Source organism: Candidatus Pelagibacter sp. HIMB1695 (assembly GCF_052047655.1).
Lineage (GTDB): Bacteria > Pseudomonadota > Alphaproteobacteria > Pelagibacterales > Pelagibacteraceae > Pelagibacter.
In genome coordinates, this window is the sequence record NZ_JBNAJT010000001.1 from 536,004 (window position 1) to 553,151 (window position 17,148).

The following is a 17,148-nucleotide window of genomic DNA, read 5'->3' on the forward strand; positions in this document are numbered from 1 at the left end:
TAAAATGAATAAGGATTTTTTTAAAACAACAAAAATTTTAGATGGTGGAATGGGTCAAGAATTATTGGCCAGAGGTATGGAACCTAAAGGAACTTTGTGGAGTGCAAATGCTTTAATTGAGGAAAAATACCACGACTTAATACTGGATATTCATAACGATTTTATTAAATCTGGAGCTGATGTAATTGTAACTACAACTTTTACAACGAGAAGAAAAAGATTGAGAGAAAATGGAATAGAAGATCAATTTAAATTCTTAAATCAGAAAGCCTGTGAAATTGCACAAAAAGCTAAATTAAATAATCCTCACATTAAGATTGCGGGAGGACTCCCGCCTCAAGATTTGACATATGAAGAAGACAAGAGAAGTGAAAAAGAAATCACAAAAGATCATTTGGAATTAGCAGAAATACTAAACCCTTCAGTAGATTTTTTCTATTTTGATGTTTGGAGTAGTATCAAAGAAATTAGATGTGGAATAGAAGCTATTAAAAAATTTAATAAACCATACTTAGTTGGGGTTCATATTTCTGAAGGAAACTCTTTACCAAGTGGAGAAAAAATTTCTGCAATTAATTCAATAATTACTGAAAATTGCCTAGGAGTAATTCTAGCATGTGTTTCACCTGAAAATTATGAGAATAATTTAGATGAAATTCAAAAACTTAAAGTTCCATTTGGTTTTAAATTAAATGGGTTTATCACAACTAAACCAATAGGTGGTTACACTTCTCAATATAAAGACAATGATGGATCCAACCCTAATAGTTTTTTAGGTCAAAGAAAAGATTTAGATCCTGAAAAAATATCAATTTTTGCAAAAAAATTTAAAGAAAATGGAGCAACTATTCTTGGTGGATGTTGTGAAACTCGCCCTTCACATATAGAGGCAATAAAAAACATTATTTAAATTTTGTACCTTTTCTTACAAAATAGATACCTATAATAACTGCTATCAATGAAATTATAACTTTAGTAGTAACCAATTCTTTTAAAAAGATATAACTTAAAATAGTACCAAATATTGGAATTAAATAAGATACTTGAGATTGAAAAATTAAACCATTGTTAATTAAAATTCTAAATCTCAATAACCAAGCAATTCCAGTAGATACCAACCCAAGATAAATAACTGAAAAAGTAGAATCTAATCTTGGAACAGTTTTCCAAGGTTGTTCAATTAAACATACCAAAGGTAATAATATAATAGTAGCCCAAATCAAAATTGAACTGGTTACATTTTCATTTTTTTTCTTACTTATCTTTAAAGTTAAAAGACCTCCAATCACATAACAAGTAGCACCTAACAAAATTAATAATGCTGAAGTAAAGTTATTTTCATTAATTAATAAATTATCTGAAAATAAATAAACTATTCCTGAAAATCCAATTAGAACTCCTGTTGTTCTAATTAAATTAAATTTTTCATTTTTGGTGTAAAAATGTCCTAGTACTACTGAGCTAAGTGAAGTTGATGACATTAAAATTGCTGCTAAGTTACTTTGAACAGATTTAATCCCATATGCTATTAAAAAAAATGGAGCCACTAAATTTATAAGTCCAATCATCGCAAACCAGCACCAATCTTTTGAAAATGCCTCGATTTTAATTTGTTTGTAAAAGCAAAGTAGTAGAACTGGAATTGAACCAAAAAAAACTCTTAGAAATGCAATCGTAACAGGTCCAAATGAATAGGTTGCAATTTTAATATTAAAAAAAGCAGATGCCCAAATTAATGCTAGCAACGTTAATAAACTATAATCAATTAGTTTTGGTTCTCTCATTCAATAATATCTTCTGGTGTTCCGTTTGTTATTTCAATTAACTTATTAAAATTTATTTTGAAAACAGCATTTGGATGTCCAGCTGCTCCAAATATATCTGGGAATTTCTCAAGACTTTTATCAATAAAGATTTTACATTGCTTTAAGTGACCTACTGGTGACACTCCTCCAATTGTATATCCAGTATTTTCTTTAACGGCTTCAGGAGATGCCATAGACACATCTTTTTCATTAAGAATTTTTTTTAATTTATTTAATGAGCAACGTTTGTCTCCAGATACTAAACTTAATATATAATTGTCACCTGCCCTAAAAAGTAAACTTTTAACAATGGCACCAACGTTGCAACCTAAAGCTGTAGCGGCATCATTGGCTGTTCTTGCTGTTTTTTCTAATACAATAACATTTAAATTTTGATCGAATGATTTAAGAGCTTTTTCTGCCCTTTTTACCGGTTCTTTATTTAGTATTGATTCCATTGAATTTATTAAATTCTTTAATTTGATTGAGTAGATACACTACTTATGTAAAAAATGCATAGGTGTTATTTATTAAATAAGCATTATTTTTTAACTTTTTTTTGCTAATTAGGCTCCATCAAAATTACATAGGAGACAAAATGAGTGCAGAAAACGTTTTAAAGTTTATTAAAGAAAAAGAAGCAGAATTCGTAGATCTAAGATTTACTGATCCAAGGGGAAAACTTCAACATTTAACTATGGATGCATCAATAGTGGACGCTGACATGCTTAATGAAGGAGTGTTTTTTGATGGTTCATCTATTGCTGGATGGAAAGCAATTAACGAATCTGACATGATTTTAAAACCTGATACTGCAAGAATGTTCATGGATCCTTTCACGTCTCATAATACTGTAGTTTTGTTCTGTGATATTTTAGATGCAATCAAAAAAGATCCTTACGAAAGAGATCCAAGAGGAGTTGCGAAAAAAGCAGAGGAATATTTAAAAGCTTCAGGTATTGGTGATAAAGCGTTTTTTGGACCTGAACCAGAATTTTTTGTTTTCGACGATGTAAGAATTAAAAATGACATGAATGAAAGTGGATTTAAAATTGATAGTAAAGAAGGTCCATATAATTCAGGTAAAGAATATGAAAATGGAAATATGGGACATAGACCTCAAATCAAAGGAGGTTATTTTCCTGTGCCACCTGTAGATAGTGAACAAGATATGCGTGGTGAATATTTAAAAAACTTAAAAGAAGTTGGTATCAAAGTTGAAAAACATCACCATGAAGTTGCTCCAAGTCAACATGAACTTGGTATGTATTTTGGAACTTTAGTTGACCAAGCAGATAACGTTCAACTTTATAAGTATGTAGTTCAAATGGTGACACATTCTTTTGGAAAAACTGCAACCTTCATGCCAAAACCAGTTGCGGGTGATAATGGTTCAGGTATGCATATTCACCAATCTATTTGGAAAGGTGATACCCCTGTATTTTCAGGTGAAGCATATGCAGGACTTTCAGAAACTGCACTTCACTATATTGGTGGTATTTTAAAACACGCTAAAGCAATTAATGCTTTTGCTAACTCTACTACGAACAGTTACAAAAGATTAATTCCTGGATTTGAAGCACCAGTATTATTAGCTTACTCTGCGAGAAACAGATCCGCATCATGTAGAATTCCGATTACTTTAAGTAAAAAAGGTGCAAGATGTGAAATTAGATTTCCAGATGCAGCAGGTAATCCTTACCTAACGTTTGCAGCAATGTTAATGGCAGGTATCGATGGAATTAAAAATAAAATACATCCAGGTGAGTCTTTTGATAAAGATCTATATGAATTACCACCAGAAGAAGTAAAAGCTATTCCAACTGTTTGTGGATCTTTAAGAGAAGCAATGGAAAGTTTAGATAAAGATAGAGAGTTTTTAACTCAAGGTGGTGTATTTACTGACGACCAAATCGATGCTTATATAGCTCTTAAGTTTGAGGAAATTCATAAATTTGAACATGCACCTCACCCTGTAGAGTTTGAGATGTATTACAGTAGTTAGTGTTTAATTACTGTCTGGTTGTTGCAATTGTATCTTTGTTAATACCTTTTTTAACAACGTAATCTTGAGTACCGTTTGCACCGGTCTCAACTTCTTTACGTAAATCTTTAAAGAAAGTTCTTTCTTTAATTGTATCTTTTAGGTTTTTAACAAGATTTTTAAATTCAAATTTATTCATACCTAGTTATATATACTAGGTATGCGTATGATGCAATACTGATATGCGTTAAATGGGAATATTCAACTTTTGCTAGATTTTAAAGGATTCTCCGCAACCACATCTCTCTGTTTCGTTTGGATTATTGAATACAAATGAAGAGGATAGCTCTTCTTTTTTGTAATCCATTTCTGTTCCAAGCAAATACATAATAGCTGCAGAATCGACAAATACTTTTACACCTTTTTCCTCAATGACTTCATCATTTGGATTTACTTCTTTGGTATACTCCATGACGTAAGACATACCAGCGCAACCTCCTGATTTAACTGAAACTCTTACACCTAAGGAATCTTTTTCTGCATTAGACATAATTTCTTTAATTCTTTCTGCAGCATTATCACTTAATTTAATAATTGGATTCATTATAAATTTAGCTCCAGTTTTGCAGCTTCTGACATCATGTCCTTATTCCAAGGTGGGTCCCAAACTAATTCAAGATCAACGTCCTCAATACCCTCAACTTGCATTGCGCCATCTTTAACTTCTTTAGGTAAACTTTCAGCAACTGGACAATTAGGGGTAGTCAAAGTCATTTTAATTTTTGCAAATTTATCATCCTCAACTTTAATATCATAAATCAAACCTAGTTCATAAATATTCACTGGTAACTCAGGATCATAAATTTTTCTAATTTCTTCAATAATTTGATCTTTTTTCGACATAATTAATTTTCTGTTTTAACCTCATCAGTTTTATTATCAAAAGCTGAGACTAGCGTATGCCAAGATAGTGTGGCACACTTTACTCTCATTGGATATTGTTTTACTCCAGATAAGCACATTAGTTTTGTTTTTTCATCTTCTTCAAGATTTTCTGATTTAAGCTCAGGATTTTCTTTAATCATCCCCAAAAAATCTTCAACAATCTCTTTTGCTTCATTTTCATTTTTGCCTTTAATTAAATCAGTCATTATTGATGCAGAAGCCATAGAAATGGCACAACCACTACCTTCAAATGAAATATCTTCTACAATTCTTTGACCATTTAATTTTAAATAGACATGAACGTTATCACCACACAGTGGATTGTTGCCTTTGGCATCTTTATTAAAATCTTCTGTCTTACGAAGATTTCTTGGATTTTTTCCATGCTCTAAAATTATTTCTTGGTATAATTCTTTTAAATTCATTTTAAGTTAAATATCTTCTTGCAGTTATTTATTGCATCATTAAGTTTATCTAAATCTTCTTTAGTATTATATATTCCAACGGAAGCTCGTGCGCTCGCTGGTATATTAAGTTTGTCATGTAAAATTTGACAGCAATGATGACCTGCTCTTATTGCAACTCCGTCTTCATCTAAAATTGTTGCGATGTCATGAGGATGTACACCTTCTAAAGTGAAAGACAAAACTCCACCTTTATTTTTTGGGTTTCCAATTAATTTTACTGAATTATTTTTTTTTAATAATTCTTGGCCATACTCAACTAATTCTGCTTCATGTTTCATAACATTTTCAATACCTACGCTCTCCAGAAATTTAATTGATTGATCAAAAGCAATAACTTGCGCTGTAGCCATAGTTCCAGCTTCATATTTATTAGGTAAATCACCATAGGTAATTCTATCTTTTTTAACCTCTCTAATCATTCCGCCACCGCCTTGGTAAGGAGGAAGTTCATCCAACCACTTTTTCTTACCATAAAGAACCCCTAATCCTGTAGGGCCGTACATTTTATGACAAGAAATTGCATAAAAATCACAATCTAAGTCTTGCATATCTAGCTTCAAATGAGGAGCTCCTTGGCAACCATCTACGACAACTATTATTCCTTTTGAATGTGCTAAATCAGTAATTTCTTTTACTGGTAATATTGCTCCAGTCACATTTGATAAATGAGTAATTGAAATAACTTTTGTATTAGGAGTAATTTTCTTTTCAATTTCTTCTAGTGTAATTTCTCCTTCTTCATTTATTTCTGCAAAATTTATCTTTATATTTTTTGATTTTCTTAAAAAATGCCAAGGAACATAATTTGAATGATGTTCTAATTCGGTAATTAATATTTCATCACCTTCGTTTAAATGATTTTGACCCAATGTATTAGCAACAAGGTTTAATGCTTCGGTAGCACCTTTAGTAAATACTATTTCATTTTTATCTTTAGCATTAATATATTTTTGAACTGATGTTCTAGTATTTTCATATAAATTTGTTGCAGCAACCGCAAGATAGTGAACACTTCTACCAACATTAGAAAATTGTTTGGTATAAAATTCATTAATTCTATCTACCACTACTTTTGGTTTTTGTGATGAATTTGCACTATCTAAATAAACCAAATCATTATTTTGGATTTTCTCATCAAATATTGGAAATTCTTTTTTAACTTGATCTATGTTCATACATTTATACCTGATAATTTTTTAACTAATTTTTTTACATCTTCATTAGAAATTTTTTCAATTACCTCGTTAAGAAAACCATTTGTTAATAATTTTTTTGATTCTGAATAACTGAGACCTCTAGACATTAAATAAAAAATTGAATTTTCATCAATATTTCCTGATGTAGATCCATGTGAACATTTAACATCGTCCGCATATATTTCTAATTCTGGTTTCGCATTAAATTCAACACTTTCATTTAACAATAAAGCTCTACTTAATTGGTATCCATCTGTTTTTTGTGCTTCAGGACTTACAAAAATTTTACCTTGATAAATACCTTTTGATTTATCATTCAATACACTTTTAATTAATTGATAACTTTTACAATTTTCTTTTTTATGATTAATTACAGTTTTTATTTCATGATGCTTTTCATTTTCTAAATTGATAATTCCATTTAATGCAATAGAACCATATTCATCATCTAAACTGCAATTGATGTCTTGTTTTATAAATTTAGAACCTTCTGACAAGATAAAATATTCTAAATGACTATTTTTAGATAAATTAATATCTTTGTTGAAATACTTTATATTTTCTGAAGTATTTGAATCTAGACTATAATTTTTTAAAATTGAATTCACTCCAATATTAATTTTTTGTCTAAAATTAATGAAATTTTTTTCAGAATTTTCATTTAAAAAATTAACTACACATAATGAACTGTTATCTTCTAAATTAATATCTACTCTAGAATTAATTGCAGAAGATTTTAAACCATCACTCAAATAATTAAATAAAATCAATGGTTTTTTAACATTATAACCTTTTTTAATAGTAATATTTGAAACACTAGTAAGAAATGCTGAATTCAAATTTAAAAGAGTATTTTGATAAATAGTATCATCTAAATCTAAATTTTGATCAACTAAGATTTTATCTTTGTCTTCATGTTTAAAATCAAAATCATATAATTTTCCATCAACAAAACTTATTTTATTATGTTCAAAATCTAGTGGAAAATCTTTTTCTTCAAAAACTTTTTTTTGATCAACAATAAAGTTTAAATTGTCAAAATTTTTTGAAATAATTTGATTTATATCTGAAAATTTCCAATCCTCATTTCTTTTATTTGGTAAACCTTTTTCAAAATAATTATTAAAATTTTCTTGTTTAATTTTTTTCTGACTATCAGAAAAATTATTTAAACTAATAATTTTATCAAAATTTAATTTAAGTTCATTTTGCATTAATTAAAATCCTCATAACCTACTTTTTCTAATTCTTTTGCTAATTCAAAATCACCTGATTTTATAATTTGTCCATTTTTAAGAACATGAACAAAATCAGGTTTGATATAATCTAATAATCTTTGATAGTGAGTTATTATTAAAAAAGAATTGTTTTTATTTCTTAGTGAATTAACTCCTTCTGAAACTATCCTTAAAGCATCTATATCTAATCCTGAATCTGTTTCATCTAGAATTGATAATTTTGGATTTAAGATAGACATTTGTAAAATTTCATTTTTTTTCTTTTCTCCACCTGAAAATCCAACATTAAGTTGTCGGTTTAAAATTTTTTCATCAAATTTAAGCTCTGAAGATTTTTCTTTTATTAATTTTAAAAACTCAATTGCATCTAGTTCTTTTTCGCCTCTAGCTTTTTTAATTGCATTTATTGAAGTTTTTAAAAAAGTATTTGTATTAACACCTGGTATTTCCATTGGATATTGAAACGCTAAAAAAATTCCTTTATGAGCTCTTTCTTCTGTTTCTAATTCTAATAAGTTTTCTCCATCAAATGTAACTTTACCATTTATTTCGTAACCTTTTTTGCCTGACAAAATATTTGATAATGTGCTTTTTCCAGATCCATTTGGACCCATAATTGCATGAACTTCTCCTGGTTTAATATCTAAATTTAAACCTTTTAATATTTCTTTTTCATCAATCTTTGCTTTAAGATTTTCTATTGATAACATCTATCCAACACTCCCTTCTAAACTAATACCTACAAGTTTTTGTGCTTCTACTGCAAATTCCATTGGTAGCTGCTGCAGAACTTCTTTACAAAAACCGTTTACAATTAAACTAACTGCCTCTTCTTGGTTTAATCCTCTTTGATTGCAGTAATACAGCTGTTCATCACTTATTTTTGATGTTGTTGCTTCATGTTCTATATTTGATTTAAGATTTTTGTTCTTGATGTAAGGAATTGTGTGAGCTCCACATTTGTTTCCCATTAATAAAGAGTCACATTGAGTAAAGTTTCTAGAATTATCAGCTTTTGAAGATATATCTACTAATCCTCTGTACATCATATCTGATTTACCTGCTGAAATTCCCTTTGAAATTATTTTACTTTTTGTGTTTTTTCCTAAGTGTATCATTTTAGTTCCAGTGTCAGCTTTTTGATGATTGTTTGTAATTGCTATAGAATAAAACTCACCTACTGAATTATCACCTTTCAAAATACAACTTGGATATTTCCAAGTAATTGCTGAACCAGTTTCTACTTGGGTCCAAGAAATTTTAGAATTTTTACCTTTGCATAATCCTCTTTTGGTAACAAAATTATATATTCCACCTTTTCCATCCTTATCTCCTGGATACCAATTTTGAACTGTTGAATATTTTATTTCTGCATCGTCAAGAGCAATTAATTCAACATTAGCTGCATGCAATTGATTTTCATCTCTCATTGGAGCTGTACATCCTTCTAGGTAGCTTACATAACTTCCTTTATCAGCTATGATTAATGTTCTTTCAAATTGCCCTGTTTCTGATGCATTGATCCTAAAGTAAGTAGACAATTCCATAGGACATTTAACATTTTCTGGAATGTATACAAATGAGCCGTCAGTAAAAACTGCAGAATTAAGAGTTGCAAAAAAATGATCAGTTGTAGGAATAACTGATCCAAGATATTTTTTAACTAATTCAGGATGCTTTTGAATAGCTTCAGACATCGAACAAAATATAATTCCTTGCTTGGTAAGTTCTTCTTTAAAAGTAGTTGCAACAGAAACAGAGTCGAAAACTGCATCCACAGCAATACCATTTAATCTTGCTTGCTCTTGAAGAGGAATTCCTAATTTTTTATATGTCTCTAATAATTTAGGATCAAGATCATCTAAACTTTTTGGTTTATCTTTCATACTTTTGGGAGCTGAGTAGTAGTAAAGATCCTGATAATCTATTTTAGGATATTTCGGTTTCTGCCAATCAGGCTCTTTTAATTGTTTAAATCTTTCAAAAGCTTTTAATCTAAAATCTAACATCCATTGAGGCTCTTTTTTAATATTGGAGATAAATTTTATTACATCCTCATTTAAACCCTTGGGTGCTTTTGTATTTTCTATATCTGTTGAAAAACCATATTTGTAATCTTTCAAACTATCTATTTCTTTCTGCCTACTATCCATACTATACTCTGTTCTCTTTATTATTTTTTAATAAGTCGTTTAAGCTTTTATTTTCAAAGAAAGTATTAATATGAACCTCAAGTTCATCCCATAGATTGTGTGTAATACATTTCGTAGCTTTACCGTTACAACCTTTTTTAGATTCTTTTTTACACTGAACAGTTTTAACTTTCTCATCTACTGCATTGAAAATATTTGTTAGTTTTATATCACTTGGGTCTTTTGATAAAATGTAGCCTCCTTGATTACCTCTAATACTTTTCACAATCTGATTTTTTTTAAGTTTTGAAAATATTTGCTCTAAAAAATCTAATGATATTCCTTGTCTTAAAGAAATATCTCTTAATGATACAGGGTTGATATTGTCAAACCTTGCGAGATCAACTAATGCCATTACGGCATATCTTCCTTTTGATGTTAGTTTCATTTTTACCCTTAAAATGTGGTTTTTTATACATACCCGACTAAAATGGTCAAGTTTATAAAGTAAAAAAAGACTACCATTTTGTCGCTCAGTTGTGATAAACGTACATTTTTTTTGAGAACAATAATCAATTGCATATATGGATAATAAAATTTTAGAAATTTTTATACCTGGACCTGCTGGTAGATTAGAAGCTAAATATTATAAAAGTAAAAAAAATACTTCTCCTATTGCATTAGTCCTACAGCCTCATCCACAGTATGGGGGAACCATGAACAATAAAGTAGTTGTAGATACATTTCATACATTCATGGAAAATGATTTTTCAGTTTGCAGAGTAAACTTCAGAGGAGTTGGAAAAAGTGATGGAGAATTTGATAATGGTCAAGGTGAACTGGCAGATGCTGCAGCAGCATTAGATTGGTTGGAAAGAGAAAATTTTGATAATTCGCAATGTTGGGTTTCAGGATTTTCTTTTGGTTCTTTGATTGCAATGCAGCTGCTTATGAGAAGACCAGAAATAAATAGATTTATAGCCATATCTCCACAACCTAATGTCTATGATTTTTCTTTTTTATCTCCATGTCCAACATCTGGGATGGTTGTTTATGGAAAAAAAGATGAGTTGGTGCCAGTAGAATATATTACTGAATTGGATAAAAGATTAAGCGCTCAAAAAGGTATCAAAGTTGAATTTCAAACTATAACAGAAGCAAATCATTTTTTTTCTAAAACTGATGACGCTTTAACAAAAACTTTGGATAAATATATAAAAAAAGAAACAGCTTTATATTAATAATTATTTACTAGTTTGCCTCCAATGACTGGGGCATTACATCTTGTCGTACTTGGAAAAGAAATTGGTAAATTTAATTTAGATCTGATTGCTAAATAAGCAAACGCTTGGGACTCGATATAATCTCCATTCAGTTGAAAATTATCTATCACATCAAAATTATTCTTATTTAAATTTGAATTTCTAATAATTGATTCAATCAAAAATTTGTTCTTTCGACCTCCACCACAAAATAAATATTTGTTAGAATTATTTTTATTTAAAAATTTGATTCCTTCTGCAATCAAATATGCTGTAAATTCTGTAATTGTTGAACACCCGTCTTCTAAAGATAAACCTCTTGCAAAAGATATATCAAATTCTTTTACATCAAGTGATTTTGAATAGGTCTCAATTTTGAAATTATCTATAGCTTGATTTAGAATTAATTGATCAATTTTTCCAGATTTTGCAATCTTACCATCTTCATCAAAGGTTAAATTTGAATTATTCCTGATCCATTCATCTATTAAACAATTACCTGGGCCAATATCATAAGCAATTAAATCATTTTCTATATTATTGGAAATATCATTTATTATTGTAGCATTGGATATTCCTCCAATGTTAACAATGCAAATAGGTTGAGCTGAATTATCTTTTTCTTTATTTAAAAAATTATTAACTAACAATCTGTGGTAAATTGGTGTTAGAGGTGCTCCTTGGCCATTGTTATCAATATCTGCTTGTCTAAAATCGTAAATTACTTGTTTTTTTAATAATTGAGATAACAAATTGCCATCACCTAGTTGTTTAGTAATTTTAATTTGAGGGTTATGAAAAATCGTTTGACCATGGAAACCTATAAGATCAATTTCTATTCCATTTTTAAATGCTATTTTGCTGATCTTTTCAGCATGAAAAATAGTTAAAGCTCTCTCCAAATCACTCAATTCCTTAGAATATTTTGTCAAATCTTCACTACTTTTAATTTTGTCTCTTAAAGTTGATAATTGCCTATAGAGATCAATATCGTACTCAAAGTATTGATCAAAAATTAGTTCTACCTCATCATATCCGTCAGATTTAATTATTGAAACATCCACTCCATCCATAGATGTGCCACTCATTAAGCCCATAGCTGAAAATAATTTTTTTTTCATTGATATTATTTTTAAAAAAAATTTGTATATAGTAACTATAGTCTTATGAATAAATTTTTAAAAGAATTTAAAGATAGAGGATATTTCTATCAATGTACTAGTGAAGCTGACTTATCTAATTTATTAGATAAAGAAAAAATTAAAGCTTATATAGGATTTGATTGTACCGCTGAAAGTTTGCATGTTGGTAGTTTGTTGCAAATCATGTGTTTGAGATTGTTACAAAAAAATGGTCACCGGCCAATAGTATTATTGGGAGGTGGAACAACAAGAATAGGTGATCCCTCAGGAAAAGATAAAACAAGAAAAATTTTAGATGAAAATGAAATTGAAAAAAATATTAAAAATATTCAAAATATCTTAAAAAAATTTCTAGACAGTGACGATCCAAAAACTTCACCTATTTATGTCAATAATTATACCTGGCTTAAAGATTTAAATTATATTTCTTTTCTAAGAGATATAGGAAAACATTTTACCATTAATAGAATGCTTACATTTGATAGTGTAAAGCTAAGATTAGAAAGAGAACAATCACTTAGTTATATGGAATTTAATTACATGATACTCCAAGCCTATGATTTTTTAGAATTAAATAAAAAAGAAAATTGTGTTCTACAAATAGGTGGTTCTGATCAATGGGGAAACATTGTAAATGGTGTTGAACTTATTAAGAGATATTCTAATAACCAAACATATGGATTAACAACACCATTAATTACTCTAGCCACAGGTGCAAAAATGGGAAAGACTGAAAATGGTGCTATTTGGTTAGACGAAAAATATTTATCAGCTTATGACTACTGGCAATTTTGGAGAAATGTTGATGATCGGGATGTAATTAAATTTTTAAAAATGTTTACTGATATTGATATAAGCGAAATCAATACTTTAGAGGAAAAAAATATTAATGAGTTAAAAATATTGTTAGCAAACAAAGCCACAGCTATGTTGCATGGAGAAGATGCTGCTCATAATTCTGCACAAGCTGCAAAAGAAGCATTTTCTGGAAATTCTTTGGGCTCTAACTTACCAAGTGTTAAAATTGAAACAAAACAATTAGAAAATAATGTCAATATAATTGATTTAATAATTTTATCTAAAGCAGAAAATTCAAAAAGTGAGATAAGAAGATTAATTAAAGGTAAAGCTATTAAGATTAATGATGCTGTAGTTTCAGATGAAAAATTTATTATTAATCAGCAGCTATTTTCAAAAAATTATATAAAGCTTTCTATAGGTAAAAAAAGGCATATTAAAATTGAATTAAGTTAGTTTCTTTTAATTTTTTCAAGAGTTCTAGTTATAAACCTTGGAGTTAATGTTTTTATTGGGTTTACTGATGTTTCAAGATCTTTTGGTGGTCCTTTTATTTTAAAACTTACTCCAAAAACACCCTCTCCTGTTTTATCACCAACTAAAATTTTACCTAATAATGGAATTTTACTTATTGTTTTATTTATAGTTGTTGCTGGTACCAAAGTCCCTCTTAGACTTATCAATTTTTCTTCTTCTACATAACCACTCATTAATATTGAAATAGCTGGGCCAATTGCATAGAGCTCATCTATTGTCATTAGATTTTTCTGGTTATTGAATTTCATCTCAAACTCATCAAATCTTATTCCTTCTCCAGTTAAAATATCAGCAATTCCTTGTAGGGAAGCTAGTGTTAAAATTTTTGTTAATGCTGGTACTTCTTTTAACTTAAAGTCATAAATTTTAAGATTTGATACTGATTTTTCATTTTTTTTTGTTGATATGAAATCCAAGTTGCCTTCATCAAATCCTTTTATAAATTTATATCTTTTCACCAATGGTTTTGCTCTAGATGAATAAAGTTTAGTTATTTTTTCGCCATTGTCAGTTGTTTCAATAGAAAAAATTATATTTTTATTATTTTCAAAATTTGCAGATAAATTTGCATCAACAACTTTGTTATCTTTAATCAAAATTGATCCTTGTAAATTTTTAACAAAATTAATTTCATCTATATAAATTTCATTCAGATTTAAGTTCAATTTAAAATTATTCTTAAAAATTTTATTTTCTTTTTCTTTTTTACTCTCAAGTAAATTTGTTACAATTGAATTAGCGTTTAAGAACAATCCATTTAATTTATAATGATTTTCATTTTGTCTTTGAATAATAAACTGATTTTCTTTATTTTCAGTATCAATATAATCAAAATCAATTTTATCAAACCTGTCTATTAAATAATCTTTATCCAATATTAAATTATTAATCTTAATTTTATTTGCATTATCTTTGATGTTTATATTTTCAAAATTTAAATTTTTTGAATTTCTTAATATTCCAGCGACTGCTAAATTTGTTTTTTCATTTATATTTTTTTTATAATTTAAATTTTTAATTTCAAAATCTGTTTGATTTAAAACTAATTTTAAATCAAAATTAGTTTTTTCTTTATCATTAAGAACAAAATAATTTATTTCATCATAGTTTTTATCAATTTTTATATTTCCGTTACCTGAAAGAGTTAATGAACCATTTTTATATTTAATATTGAGTTTATGATTTTGAAGGTTGAGAAATTTTTTAGTAGATGGGAAAAATTGTTTTAAGAATTCTTGATTTTTTAAATCAACACTTTTTAAATTAATATCAGATATGAATTCAAAATCCTTATCATTTTTGTTGTAAAAATATTCAATATAATCAAAATCTTTATTAAGTTTTACTTTACCTTCACCTTTGACGGTAAAATCTTTATTTTTATACTTTAACTGTATTTTATGATTTTCAATATTTATTTGATTCTTAATAAGTGGAAAATATTCTTGGATAATTTTTTGATTTTTTAATGTTCCTTTTTTAATATTTAAATTAGTTTCAAATTCAATATCATTTTGATCTCTTTTAAAAGTATATTCAATTTTATTTGTTTTGTTGTCTAACTTAAATTCGCCTACACCATTAGCTGAAAGAGCTTTATTTTCATAAATTAATTTTAATTTATGATTATCTAATAAGATTTCACTATTTTGATTTGAAAAATAATTTGGAATTAGATTATTATTATAAATAACTTTTTTTAAACTTATATCAGAGTCTATTCTTAAATTATTTAATTTAAACTTATTTGTTATTTCAAAATTGAAAATATTCTCAGAACTAAACTTGGTATTTTTTAAATTAAAGTTATTTAAATTTGAATTTAATAGATTAATTAAATAGTTTGATAAAACTGCCTCAGAATTTTGAATTTTACCCTCTATGTAGTGATTATTATTTTTTTTGTTAACTTTTAATAATTTAGAGGAAAAATTAATTTGATCTGATGCAAATTTAATATCTTCAAATAAATATTTGTCTTTTTCAATATTAAATAAAAAATTAATATTATTAAAATCTAATCCATTAAATAATTTAAATTTTCCATCTTTCAATAATCCTTTGATTTTGTAATCATTTTTAATTTTTCCATTTTGATCTAAGTTTAGATTTAAATCAAAAATTACATGTCCTTTTTTAATGAAAGTTTCCAAAATTAATAATTCTGGTTTGTTACTTGTGGCTCTTATAAATTTTACAAAATCATTTAATAATATTGACTTTGTTGCTACCTCAAAATTAGAGGAAACTAATTTATTTTTAAGAATAGATTCAAGTGATACTTGAGTTTTTATGTATTCAAGCTCAAGTGGTCTATTTGCATAATAGATGTTTGCACCAATAGTTTTTGCATTTATTTTAAGTTTAAAAGGATCAAGAATTAATTTTACTTTTTTTAAAGATACATCCAAATTATTATTACTTTTAACAACTGTATCTTTTATTTGTTGATTAAATTTGTCAGTTTCTATTCCAACAATGCTTAAATAAAATATTAGTGATATTAAAAATCCTAGTAATAATAAAAAGTATTTTAAAATATTTATTTTCATTTAATTTTGTAAAGAGATTTTTCTAAAAAATCATCTAATTCTCCATCAAGAATTTTATCTGGACTTGTGCTTTCAAAATTTGTTCTGTTATCTTTTACCAATCTATAAGGTTGCAAAACATATGATCTTATTTGATGCCCCCAACCAATTTCTGATTTACTGTTTTCTGTACTTTGATTCTCCTCTTCTCTTTTTTTAATTTCAAAATCATACAATCTTGCTTTTAACATATTCATACAAGTTTCTTTATTTTTATGTTGCGATCTTTCATTTTGACATTGGACTACTATTTTAGATGGAATGTGAGTAATTCTTACAGCGCTATCAGTTGTATTTACATGCTGTCCACCAGCACCACTTGATCTATAAGTATCTATTCTCAAATCTTTTTCTAAAATCTCAATATTTATATTTTCATCCACTACTGGGTAAATCCAGACACTTGCAAAACTTGTGTGCCTTCTTGCTCCTGAGTCAAATGGAGAAATTCTAACCAAACGATGAATGCCTGATTCTTTTTTCAACCAACCAAATACATAATCACCTTCAATTTTTATCGTTGCTGATTTAATACCAGCTTCATCTCCTTTATGCTCACTAATTAAATTTGATGTAAAACTTTTTTTATCAGACCACTTCAAATACATCCTTCTCAACATATCTGCCCAATCTTGACTTTCAGTCCCTCCAGCGCCTGCATGTATTTCAATATAACAATCTAATGAATCTGCTTCGTCTGATAAAAAACATTTGATTTCATTTTTTTTTACCTCTTTTTTTAAATCCTTAATATTTTGTAAAGTTTCTTCCTGAACTGCTAGATTGTTTTCCTCTAAAGCAAGCTCATACAAATCATCAAAATCATTTAATTTTTGGATAGACTGATTTAAAGAATTTACTAAATCTTCGTAGAGTTTTTTCTCTTTTATAACTTTTTTTGAATTATCTTTATCTTGCCAAAAATTGGCATCCAACATTTGAGAATTTAATTTTTCAAGTTTTGAGTAAATTTTATTGTTTTCAAAGATACTCCTTAATTCTTTGATTAATTTTATTAATTTCTTCTTTGTAATTTTGGTAATTGTTATCC

General features: G+C 27.7%; 18 protein-coding genes. 4 read left to right on the plus strand and 14 right to left on the minus strand.

Translation table 11 applies throughout. The features are described 5' to 3' along the window. The first annotated feature begins 4 nt into the window (after window positions 1-4). Window positions 5-910: a homocysteine S-methyltransferase family protein gene (locus tag ACTTAX_RS03015; RefSeq protein WP_440692746.1), complete on the plus strand. Its 906-nt coding sequence runs from the start codon at window positions 5-7 to the stop codon at window positions 908-910. On the opposite strand, the gene ACTTAX_RS03020 is transcribed toward ACTTAX_RS03015, so the two are convergent. Both ACTTAX_RS03020 and ACTTAX_RS03025 read right to left on the minus strand, forming a co-directional pair. Then, a complete protein-coding gene (locus ACTTAX_RS03020) occupies window positions 903-1,784 on the minus strand; it encodes a DMT family transporter (protein ID WP_440692748.1) in 882 nt (293 codons plus the stop codon). The two genes, ACTTAX_RS03015 and ACTTAX_RS03020, sit on opposite strands and share 8 nt — an antisense overlap. Next, window positions 1,781-2,263: a YbaK/EbsC family protein gene (locus ACTTAX_RS03025; protein ID WP_440692750.1), complete on the minus strand. Its 483-nt coding sequence runs from the start codon at window positions 2,261-2,263 to the stop codon at window positions 1,781-1,783. Before ACTTAX_RS03025 ends, ACTTAX_RS03020 begins: the two co-directional genes overlap by 4 nt. Before the next feature lie 140 nt (window positions 2,264-2,403). Between ACTTAX_RS03025 and glnA the strand changes: the two genes are divergently transcribed. Next, window positions 2,404-3,810 (plus strand): type I glutamate--ammonia ligase, encoded by a 1,407-nt coding sequence (gene glnA, locus ACTTAX_RS03030; RefSeq protein WP_440635040.1) that lies wholly within the window; start codon window positions 2,404-2,406, stop codon window positions 3,808-3,810. 7 nt (window positions 3,811-3,817) lie between these two features. Here glnA and ACTTAX_RS03035 read toward each other — a convergent pair whose 3' ends face one another. The 9 genes from ACTTAX_RS03035 to ACTTAX_RS03075 all read right to left on the minus strand — a co-directional run bounded on the left by ACTTAX_RS03035 (window position 3,818) and on the right by ACTTAX_RS03075 (window position 10,215). Continuing rightward, the gene (locus tag ACTTAX_RS03035) at window positions 3,818-3,988 is read right to left on the minus strand and encodes a hypothetical protein (RefSeq protein WP_428080472.1); all 171 of its coding nucleotides are present in this window, start codon (window positions 3,986-3,988) and stop codon (window positions 3,818-3,820) included. A 72-nt stretch (window positions 3,989-4,060) separates the two neighbouring features. After that, a complete protein-coding gene (locus ACTTAX_RS03040) occupies window positions 4,061-4,393 on the minus strand; it encodes a HesB/IscA family protein (protein WP_075506524.1) in 333 nt (110 codons plus the stop codon). Next, window positions 4,393-4,692 carry an SUF system Fe-S cluster assembly protein gene (locus tag ACTTAX_RS03045; RefSeq protein WP_075506523.1) on the minus strand — a complete coding sequence of 100 codons (300 nt, stop codon included), beginning with the start codon at window positions 4,690-4,692 and terminating at the stop codon, window positions 4,393-4,395. Before ACTTAX_RS03045 ends, ACTTAX_RS03040 begins: the two co-directional genes overlap by 1 nt. A 2-nt stretch (window positions 4,693-4,694) precedes the next feature. Beyond that, on the minus strand, window positions 4,695-5,159 hold the full coding sequence (sufU, locus tag ACTTAX_RS03050) for a Fe-S cluster assembly sulfur transfer protein SufU (RefSeq protein ID WP_440647787.1): 465 nt from the start codon (window positions 5,157-5,159) through the stop codon (window positions 4,695-4,697). Next, window positions 5,156-6,376, minus strand: coding sequence for an aminotransferase class V-fold PLP-dependent enzyme (locus ACTTAX_RS03055; RefSeq protein WP_262589518.1), 1,221 nt, complete (start codon window positions 6,374-6,376; stop codon window positions 5,156-5,158). The genes sufU and ACTTAX_RS03055 overlap by 4 nt, the downstream gene beginning before the upstream one ends. After that, window positions 6,373-7,611 carry a Fe-S cluster assembly protein SufD gene (gene sufD, locus ACTTAX_RS03060; RefSeq protein ID WP_440692752.1) on the minus strand — a complete coding sequence of 413 codons (1,239 nt, stop codon included), beginning with the start codon at window positions 7,609-7,611 and terminating at the stop codon, window positions 6,373-6,375. Before sufD ends, ACTTAX_RS03055 begins: the two co-directional genes overlap by 4 nt. Next, window positions 7,611-8,345 (minus strand): Fe-S cluster assembly ATPase SufC, encoded by a 735-nt coding sequence (gene sufC / locus ACTTAX_RS03065; protein ID WP_440692754.1) that lies wholly within the window; start codon window positions 8,343-8,345, stop codon window positions 7,611-7,613. Before sufC ends, sufD begins: the two co-directional genes overlap by 1 nt. Continuing rightward, a complete protein-coding gene (gene sufB, locus ACTTAX_RS03070; protein ID WP_262589522.1) occupies window positions 8,346-9,788 on the minus strand; it encodes a Fe-S cluster assembly protein SufB in 1,443 nt (480 codons plus the stop codon). 1 nt (window position 9,789) lies between these two features. Next, window positions 9,790-10,215 carry an Rrf2 family transcriptional regulator gene (locus tag ACTTAX_RS03075; RefSeq protein WP_440692756.1) on the minus strand — a complete coding sequence of 142 codons (426 nt, stop codon included), beginning with the start codon at window positions 10,213-10,215 and terminating at the stop codon, window positions 9,790-9,792. A 148-nt stretch (window positions 10,216-10,363) separates the two neighbouring features. On the opposite strand from ACTTAX_RS03075, the gene ACTTAX_RS03080 reads away from it, so the two are divergent. Next, entirely contained in the window at window positions 10,364-11,008 is a 645-nt protein-coding gene (locus ACTTAX_RS03080; protein ID WP_440619478.1) for an alpha/beta hydrolase, read from the plus strand. On the opposite strand, the gene ACTTAX_RS03085 is transcribed toward ACTTAX_RS03080, so the two are convergent. Beyond that, window positions 11,005-12,150, minus strand: a complete 1,146-nt coding sequence (locus ACTTAX_RS03085; RefSeq protein ID WP_440692758.1) for an anhydro-N-acetylmuramic acid kinase — start codon at window positions 12,148-12,150, stop codon at window positions 11,005-11,007. The two genes, ACTTAX_RS03080 and ACTTAX_RS03085, sit on opposite strands and share 4 nt — an antisense overlap. Before the next feature lie 45 nt (window positions 12,151-12,195). On the opposite strand from ACTTAX_RS03085, the gene tyrS reads away from it, so the two are divergent. Next, window positions 12,196-13,425 (plus strand): tyrosine--tRNA ligase, encoded by a 1,230-nt coding sequence (tyrS, locus tag ACTTAX_RS03090; RefSeq protein ID WP_440692760.1) that lies wholly within the window; start codon window positions 12,196-12,198, stop codon window positions 13,423-13,425. Here the strand turns inward: tyrS and ACTTAX_RS03095 are convergent. Both ACTTAX_RS03095 and prfB read right to left on the minus strand, forming a co-directional pair. Then, window positions 13,422-16,058, minus strand: coding sequence for a hypothetical protein (locus ACTTAX_RS03095; RefSeq protein WP_440692762.1), 2,637 nt, complete (start codon window positions 16,056-16,058; stop codon window positions 13,422-13,424). The genes tyrS and ACTTAX_RS03095 overlap by 4 nt on opposite strands. Further along, window positions 16,055-17,146, minus strand: coding sequence for a peptide chain release factor 2 (prfB, locus tag ACTTAX_RS03100; RefSeq protein ID WP_440693749.1), 1,092 nt, complete (start codon window positions 17,144-17,146; stop codon window positions 16,055-16,057). Before prfB ends, ACTTAX_RS03095 begins: the two co-directional genes overlap by 4 nt. Between the last annotated feature and the right edge of the window lie 2 nt (window positions 17,147-17,148).